We start from the raw sequence: 8,065 nt of genomic DNA, 5'->3' as shown, positions 1-8,065 counted from the left end.
GCCCGCGAAGGCGGCCTGCCAGCCGCCCAATCTCTTGCAGACATACGCCAACCCACTGTGGGAGCGAGCCTGCTCGCGATGACGGCCTTACAGGCAAAGATGTTTATTGATCGCTAAAAACATCAGAACCTTCCCACAAGTCTTTCAGGTTGTCCGTCGGAAGTGGCCTCTCTAATCTCCAAAATCCGTTCTTACCCATATTTTGCAAGACTACTTGGAGAATACAGATGACGAAGCCCGCTAGCGGCCACGTCCTCTCATCCGCCTTGGACACATTGGTCAAACGTCCTCTAAATCAAGCAGATGACGCGGCGCTTGTCAGCGCGGCCAAAGCTGTTTGGTACTCGAAATTGAATCTTGAGAGTGAAGTTTCAATTTTTCTGAGTCGCCACACAGACGAGGTCGAGCTTCGTCGTGCAGGCTACTTGCTCGAGCGACTTACTCGTTTTTCGTGCGTGTCTGATGGTCGCGTGTCGGAGACTCTCAATGCCCTTGAGCTATTTGAACACTCGGCTTCCAGAGAAGTAGTAACACCACAATCGGCCGTTTCACTTCGCCATCGCCGTGATGACCTCGCCGTCACTTGGGGGTTAAGTGAGGGGCTTGGTCTGAAGGCTCAATCCCTCATGCCTTTCCAGACTCGGCACTACGAAGCTGAACAGCGCGCTACGTTTTTCTGAGCTTAAGCTGCATTACAAGAACCCGGCCTAAGTCGGGTTTTTGCTGTCCGCTTGGATAATCGATGGCGTTTATTCGTCAGGCAAAACATCAGAACCTTCCCACAAGTCTTTCAGGTTGTCCGTCGGAAGTGGACTCTCTAACCTTTGGCTGTCGCTGCCAATTCAGCGACCGGGACTGCAAGCCCGAAGAATCGTTAGGCGCTTATAGGCGCCGCATCAATAAGTGATGTCGGTCGCTCCAATTTTTTAGGAGCTCCACCATGATTGAAGACAATCCCAATTCCCCGGAAACAGACGTAGAAGATGTGGAAACAAACATTGAAAACGAATCCGTTTCTCCCTACGCCTGCCTCAATTCCAAAAAACTCCACGACGCCGCAATCCGTGCACTCGATCACTATCTCGCGCCACCGTCCCGGAAGAAGGCCAAAGCCGGCCAGCGTCCAAGTACGATTTTCGTCGTCGCGCCCAACGTAGATTCCGAAACTCTGCTGGCCCATGCCTGTGAAACCCTGGCTTCGGCGAATGTCATGGCCAGTGAGTTGGCGTTTGACCTGACCGGCCCAGCGTGCAATCTGGCATTGGGGATTCAGCAGATGATTTCGTTGGCGGAGTTGTCGGTGAACCGGGTGTTGGATCAGGTGGATCCGCAGGGGTAGCACAATGAAAAAAGCCCGCTGGACCTGTGGCGGTCAGCGGGCAGATTTTCATTGGTCGTGAGGGCCTCTTCGCGGGCAAGCTTCGCTCCTACGGGGTATGTGTCGGTCGCCACTTGTAGGAGCGAGGCTTGCCCGCGAAGACTGACTCTCAGCCGCCATAAATCCGAACCTTGGCACTCACCTCGCTGCGATCAACCAACATCTGCAGCGCACAACTCAAACTCGGCGCTTTGTCGCCAATCAACAGATGCCAAACTCCACCGTCCAACTGACTGACACCCATGCAACCCAGCGCTTTCAACTGACCCTCCGACAACGCCTTGCCATCCGCCAGTTGCAACCGAATCCGGGTCATGGCCACACAATCCATTTGCAGCACATTGTCACCACCGCCCAGTGCCTTCAGCCATTGCTGGGCTTCTATGTTCGCCACAGTGGCAGTTTCAGGTACGTCGACAACGGCAGCGGGGGAGGCGATAACCGCGCGCCCCAATGCCGGCATCGCCAACCGGATCTCATCGGCAATGCTGTCTGCCATCGGCCCAACTACGACCTGCAAACTTCCACCCTTACCCGGGCGAACAACAGCCATCGCGCCCAACGCTTTCAAGTCCGCATCGGATGCCTTGTTGCGATCAACCATGTCCAGCCGCAACCGAGTGGTGCACGCACCCACCGTGATCAGATTCTGCGCACCGCCCAGCGCCTTGATGTAAGCCCCGGCGCGCTCGTTCTTGGCGATCACAACTTTGTCGCCGGTAGGCACATCTTCACGCCCCGGCGTCTTCAAATTGAACCGACGAATACAGAAATCAAACACCACGTAGTAGATCACCGCATACGCCAGCCCCACGGGAACCACCCGCCAGCCATTAGTGGATTCACCCCAGCCCAGAATCATGTCGATGAAGCCGCCTGAGAAGGTAAAGCCCAGGTGAATGTTCAGCAGGTTGGTGATCGCCATCGACAAACCGGTCAGCAGCGCATGCACCAGATACAGCATCGGCGCGAGGAACATGAAGGCGAATTCGATCGGTTCGGTCACGCCGGTCAAAAATGAGGTCAGGGCCATGGACAAGAAGATCCCGCCCATGACTTTGCGTCGTTCCGGCAAGGCGTTGCGGTACATCGCCAGGCAGGCGGCGGGCAGGCCGAAGATCATCATCGGGAACATGCCGGTCATGAACTGGCCACCTTTCGGGTCGCCGGCAAAGTAGCGCGACAGGTCGCCTGTCACCAGAGCTCCCGTGGTCGGGTCGGTGAAGTTGCCGAACACGAACCACGCCATGTTGTTGAGGATGTGGTGCAGGCCGGTGACGATCAGCAGGCGGTTGAACACGCCGAAGACGAAAGCACCGAAGCTGCCGCTCTCCATCATCAACGTGCCGAAGCCATTGATGCCGTGCTGGATCGGTGGCCAGATGAACCCAAACACGACGCCCAGGCCGACGGCGGCGAACCCGGTGACGATCGGTACAAAACGCCGACCACCGAAGAATGCCAGGTACTCCGGCAATTTGATGTCTTTGAAGCGGTTGTACAGCGCGCCGGCCATCAGGCCGCTGACGATCCCGGCGAGCATGCCCATGTTGATGCTCGCATCGAGCACTTTGAGGGTGGAGATCATCACCAGATAGCCAATGACCCCGGCCAGGCCTGCGGTGCCGTTGTTGTCCTTGGCGAAACCGACCGCGATGCCGATGGCGAAGATCAGTGCCAGGTTGGCGAAGATCACCTGACCGGCGTCGTGGATGATCGCGATGTCCAGCAGGTCGGTGTCGCCCAGGCGCAGCAGTAACCCGGCAATCGGCAGGATCGCGATCGGCAGCATCAGCGCACGACCGAGGCGCTGCAGGCCTTCGATGAAGTATTGGTACATGGCGGATCTCCCTGGGTTCTTGTTGTTTTAGTCGCTGTTCTTGTTGTCGTTGCTCAGCTCAGAGGCCATTGCTGATGACAAGCGTGACGCACCGCGCTGGCGCTGCTCAGCTTGAGCAGGTCCTGGCTGATGCGTCGGCATTCGGTAGCATCGAGGTGGCGGACGCGGTCTTTGATTTCGCCGATCTGCACCGGGCTCACCGATAACTCACTGACCCCCAGACCAATCAACACTGGCGTGGCCAACGGATCGGAGGCGAGGGCGCCGCAGACGCCGACCCAACGGTTGTGCACCGCAGCCCCGACGCAGGTCTGGGCGATCAGCCGCAGCAATGCCGGATGCATCGCATCGACGCGGGAGGCGAGGCCGGCGTGGTCGCGGTCCATGGCCAGGGTGTATTGGGACAGGTCATTGGTGCCGATGGACAAGAAGTCCGCGTGTTCGGCCAGTTGCTCGGCCAGCAGCGCGGCGGCCGGGACTTCGATCATTACGCCCAGCTCCGGGCGTTGGCTCAGGCCGAGTTCGCCGCACAGCGCATCCAGACGCTGGCGGATGTGCAGCAATTCATCGACTTCGGTGACCATCGGCAGCAGGATCCGGCAGCGCGACAACGGGCTGACTTGCAGCAGTGCGCGCAATTGCTGATCCAGCAGTTCCGGACGGACCTGAGCCAGACGAATGCCGCGTAAACCGAGCACCGGATTCGCTTCCACGGGGAGCGGTAAATAGTCGAGTTGCTTGTCGCCGCCGACGTCGATGGTGCGGATGATCACCGACTTGTCACCCATGGCATCGAGCACGGCTTGATAGGCGGTGCGTTGTTCCTGTTCGTCCGGCGCGGTGTTGCGGTCCACAAACAGAAATTCGGTGCGCAGCAGGCCGACGCCATCGGCGCCATTGGCCAGTGCATCGGCCGCTTCAGCGCTGGAAGCGACATTGGCGGCGACTTCGATGTGCAAACCATCCAGTGTCAGTGCCGGGGTGTGAGCCTGAGCCTGTTGAAGCGCGCGACGTTGCTGATGATCAAGTTGCGCCTGATGCACTTCGGCCAGGCGCTCGGCATTCGGCGTCAGTTCGAGACGTCCGCCGTCGGCATCCAGCACCACCGCTTGACCTTGCTCCTGATCGAGCAGCGTCGAACCCAGCGCAACCATGCACGGCAAGCCTTTACCGCGAGCGAGAATCGCCACATGGGAAGTCGCGCCACCTTCGGCCATGCACAACCCGGCCACACCTTGCTGGCTCAGTTGCAGCAGGTCGGATGGCGTCAGTTCATGGGCCGCGACAATGGCGCCGGCCGGCACGTCGTAATGCCAGGTTTCACCGAGCAGGGCGCGCAGCACGCGTTGTTTGAGGTCACGCAGGTCGTTGGCGCGTTCGGCCAGCAACGGGCTGCCGAGTTGCTGAAGCACCTCGCATTGCACGTCGATGGATTGGCTCCAGGCGTGAGTCGCAGCGGTGCCGTGGTCGATGGATTGATAAGCCGCATCGAGCAGCGCCGGGTCTTCGAGCAGCGCCAGATGCGCGGCGAAGATGGCTTCTTCGTCAGTATTCTTGTGCTTCTTCGCTTGGGCCAGAGTGGCGTCGATGTCGCTGCGTACCCCAGTCAGTGCTGTGTCCAGACTTTGCCGTTGTTGCTCGGGATCATGATTGCCGGCATCCATCGGCAAGCTGATCGAGTTCAGACGAAACAACGGCCCAGCCACCAGACCGGGAGCTGCACACACGCCATGCAACACGCCCGCTTCGGCAGGGCGATTGCGTTGAACCATCGGCGCTGGTGCAGCGGCGTGGCTGTCTTCGGCCAAGGCTGTGGATAACGCCGCCAACAGGGCTTGCAGCGCAGCCTCGGCGTCCGGTCCTTGGCAACTGACTCTGATTTCATCTTGCTCACCGACGGCCAGCCCCATCAGCCCGATCAAACTGTCGCAGGCCGCCGATTTGCCGGCGAAGTGCAGCCAGGATTTGCTCTTGAACTGTTGGGCGGTCTGGCGGATCAGCGCGGCAGGCCGGGCGTGCAGGCCGCCGCGATGGGCGACATGAATATGCCCCTGAACCTCGATGCCGACGACCTCAATGTCGATCTGCGCGCCGTTGGCCGCTTTCGGCACGATGTGCAGTAGCGGATCGCCGACCTTCACCGATTTCAGCGTAATCGGCCGCGCCTGAAAGTCCTGGCTGTTGGTCAGGATCATCAGGCTGACCAGGCTTTTGCACTGCTGCGCGACCTGGTCCAGGTCATAACGCAACAACGGCTGGCCATTGCTGACGCGCGCCCCTTCCTTGACCAGCATCGAGAAACCGACGCCCTGCAATTCGACCGTATCGAGGCCCAGGTGCAGCAGCAACTCGGCACCGTTATCGGCGCGCAAAGTGATGGCGTGGCCGGTGCGAGCGACGTGGATCACGACCGCTTCACAGGGCGAGTACAGGGTGTCGTTCAGCGGGTCGATGGCAATCCCGTCGCCCATCGCGCCGCTGGCGAACACCGGGTCCGGGACTTTGGCGAGTGTGAGCACCGGGCCGCTGAGCGGGGCGCTGAGGGTCAGCTCTTTATTGTTGTTGTGCATGGCTCGGTCTCATCAATAAAAACTACGGTTCGGATCAACTCGCCCTGTGCGGATTAACTCGTCAGCTCGGGGGTATTCATCCGCCAGCAAATAGGGATGGATACCAATCGGTTCAGTGCGTGCGCGTCACTTTGCTCAAATGACGCGGCTGGTCCGGGTCCATGCCTCGGGCGACGGCCAAGCCTGCGGCCATGACGTAGAAACTCTGGATCGCCAGAATCGGGTCGAGGGCCGGGTGTTCGGCGCGGCTCAGGGTCAGGTCGCGTTCGGCGACGTCATCTGGCGCAGCCAGTAGCACGCGGGCACCGCGTTGGCGCATGTCGGCGGCCAGGCTCAGCAACCCGGCCTGCTCGGCGCCGCGCGGGGCGAAGATCAGCAAGGGGTAGTTCTCGTCGATCAGCGCCATCGGACCATGCCGGACTTCGGCGCTGCTAAAGGCTTCGGCCTGGATCGCCGAGGTTTCCTTGAATTTGAGGGCCGCTTCCTGGGCGATGGCGAAACCGGCGCCACGGCCGATCACCATCAAACGCTGGCAATCACGCAACGCATCGATGGCCAGGCTCCAGTCCTGTTGCGCCGCGTCGCGCAGACCTTCCGGCAGGGCAAGGCCTGCTTCCAGCAACTCCACGTCTTCTTTCCAGTGGGCGATCAGGCGGGCACTGGCGGTGAGGGTGGCGATAAAACTCTTGGTCGCGGCGACGCTGCTTTCGGTGCCGGCGCACAGCGGCAGGCTGAATTCGCAGGCGGCTTCCAAAGGCGAGTTCTCGGCGTTGACCATGGAGATGCTCAGGGCGCCGCGCTTGCGCAGCAGACGCAGGCTGTTCACCAGATCCGGACTTTGCCCCGACTGCGAGAAGGCGAACGCGACTTGGCCACTGACCTTCAACGGTGCTTGCTGCATGGTCACCACCGACATCGGCAACGACGCGACCGGGATGCCCAGTTGCTGCATGGTCAGGTAGGCAAAGTAGCTCGCGGCATGGTCGGAGCTGCCGCGAGCGACAGTCATCGCCACTTGTGGCGGCTGACGGCGCAGGCGTCCGGCGATCTCGATCATTGGCGGGTCGAGCTGCTGCAATTGGGCTTGCACGGCCTCGAACGAGGACAGCGCCTCTTCAAGCATTTTTGAAGTCAATGTCTTCTCCTTCGACCATGACGGCGGTCAGTGTGAGTGAGCGATCCAGCCGCACGCAGTCGGCCCAGGCGCCGGGTTGCAAGCGTCCGCGTTCTTGAAGGCCGAGGTAGTCGGCGGGGAATTGCGAAAGTCGTTGCGAGGCCTCGCTGATCGGCAAACCGATCTTCACCAGGTTGCGCAAGGCTTGATCCATGGTCAGGGTGCTGCCGGCCAGCGTGCCGTCGGGCAGGCGCACACCGCCCAGGCATTTGGTCACGGTGTGGCTGCCGAGTTTGTATTCACCGTCGGGCATGCCGGCGGCGGCGGTGGAATCGGTGACGCAATACAGGCACGGGATCGAGCGCAGCGCCACGCGGATCGCGCCGGGGTGCACGTGCAGCAAGTCCGGAATCAGCTCGGCGTATTTGGCGTGGGCCAGCGCCGCGCCGACGATGCCCGGCTCACGGTGATGCAGCGGGCTCATGGCGTTGTAGAGGTGGGTGAAACTGCTGGCCCCGGCCGCAAGCGCAGCGACGCCTTCCTCATAACTGCCCAGCGTATGGCCGATTTGCATGCGCACGCCACGAGCGCTGAGGGTGCGGATCAAACCGTCGTGACCGGCGATTTCCGGGGCGATGGTGATCACCCGGATCGGCGCCAGCGTCAGGTATTCTTCGACTTCGGCCATCAATGCGGTGTGGGCAAAATTCGGCTGAGCGCCGAGTTTGCCGGGGTTGATGTACGGGCCTTCGAGGTGTACGCCGAGGACTCGGGCGCTGCCTTTTGGCCGCTGCTCGCAGAACTCGCCGACGTCCTTGAGCACTCGCGAAATCTCTTCGTTCGGCGCAGTCATGGTGGTCGCCAGCAGCGACGTGGTGCCAAACCGCACGTGGGTTCTGGTGATGGTTTCGAAGGCGGGCGCGCCTTCCATGATGTCTTTGCCGCCGCCGCCGTGAACGTGCAGGTCGATGAAACCCGGCAGCAGGTAAGGCAGATCGTTGTCCGCCGGATCGCACGGCTGGCCTTCGATGGACAGGACCTTGCCGTGTTCGTGGATCAGCCGGCCGCGAACCCAGCCGTGGGCGGTGAGGATGTTGTCTTCGGACATGATCGGTTCTCGTTTGCTCGTTTAGCAACGAAGCTCTTTATCTGCGGAGCCCTTT

6 protein-coding genes are annotated in these 8,065 nt (G+C 60.8%); 2 read left to right on the top strand and 4 right to left on the bottom strand.

Annotated elements, in window-relative coordinates; all coding sequences use genetic code 11:
• Nucleotides 1–227: 227 nt before the first annotated feature.
• Together PMI30_RS0130010 and PMI30_RS01780 are read left to right on the top strand one after the other, a co-directional pair.
• Nucleotides 228–680 (top strand): hypothetical protein, encoded by a 453-nt coding sequence (locus PMI30_RS0130010; protein ID WP_032836292.1) that lies wholly within the window; start codon nucleotides 228–230, stop codon nucleotides 678–680.
• Between the two features lie 260 nt (nucleotides 681–940).
• Nucleotides 941–1,339, top strand: a complete 399-nt coding sequence (locus tag PMI30_RS01780) for a DUF6124 family protein (RefSeq protein WP_008014758.1) — start codon at nucleotides 941–943, stop codon at nucleotides 1,337–1,339.
• 148 nt (nucleotides 1,340–1,487) lie between these two features.
• Here the strand turns inward: PMI30_RS01780 and nagE are convergent, their stop codons facing one another.
• From nagE to nagA, 4 genes are all read right to left on the bottom strand, one after another.
• Nucleotides 1,488–3,218, bottom strand: coding sequence for an N-acetylglucosamine-specific PTS transporter subunit IIBC (gene nagE / locus PMI30_RS01785; RefSeq protein ID WP_008014757.1), 1,731 nt, complete (start codon nucleotides 3,216–3,218; stop codon nucleotides 1,488–1,490).
• Nucleotides 3,219–3,271: 53 nt separating this feature from the next.
• Nucleotides 3,272–5,788, bottom strand: a complete 2,517-nt coding sequence (ptsP, locus tag PMI30_RS01790) for a phosphoenolpyruvate--protein phosphotransferase (RefSeq protein ID WP_008014756.1) — start codon at nucleotides 5,786–5,788, stop codon at nucleotides 3,272–3,274.
• A gap of 112 nt (nucleotides 5,789–5,900) precedes the next feature.
• On the bottom strand, nucleotides 5,901–6,923 hold the full coding sequence (locus tag PMI30_RS01795; protein ID WP_008014755.1) for an SIS domain-containing protein: 1,023 nt from the start codon (nucleotides 6,921–6,923) through the stop codon (nucleotides 5,901–5,903).
• The gene (gene nagA, locus PMI30_RS01800; protein ID WP_008014752.1) at nucleotides 6,904–8,010 is read right to left on the bottom strand and encodes an N-acetylglucosamine-6-phosphate deacetylase; all 1,107 of its coding nucleotides are present in this window, start codon (nucleotides 8,008–8,010) and stop codon (nucleotides 6,904–6,906) included. The genes PMI30_RS01795 and nagA overlap by 20 nt, the downstream gene beginning before the upstream one ends.
• Nucleotides 8,011–8,065 lie beyond the last annotated feature (55 nt).

It is taken from the genome of Pseudomonas sp. GM50 (assembly GCF_000282375.1).
GTDB lineage: Bacteria > Pseudomonadota > Gammaproteobacteria > Pseudomonadales > Pseudomonadaceae > Aquipseudomonas.
Note: the sequence above shows the minus strand (reverse complement) of the source record. Positions and strands in the feature narration are given on the sequence as shown.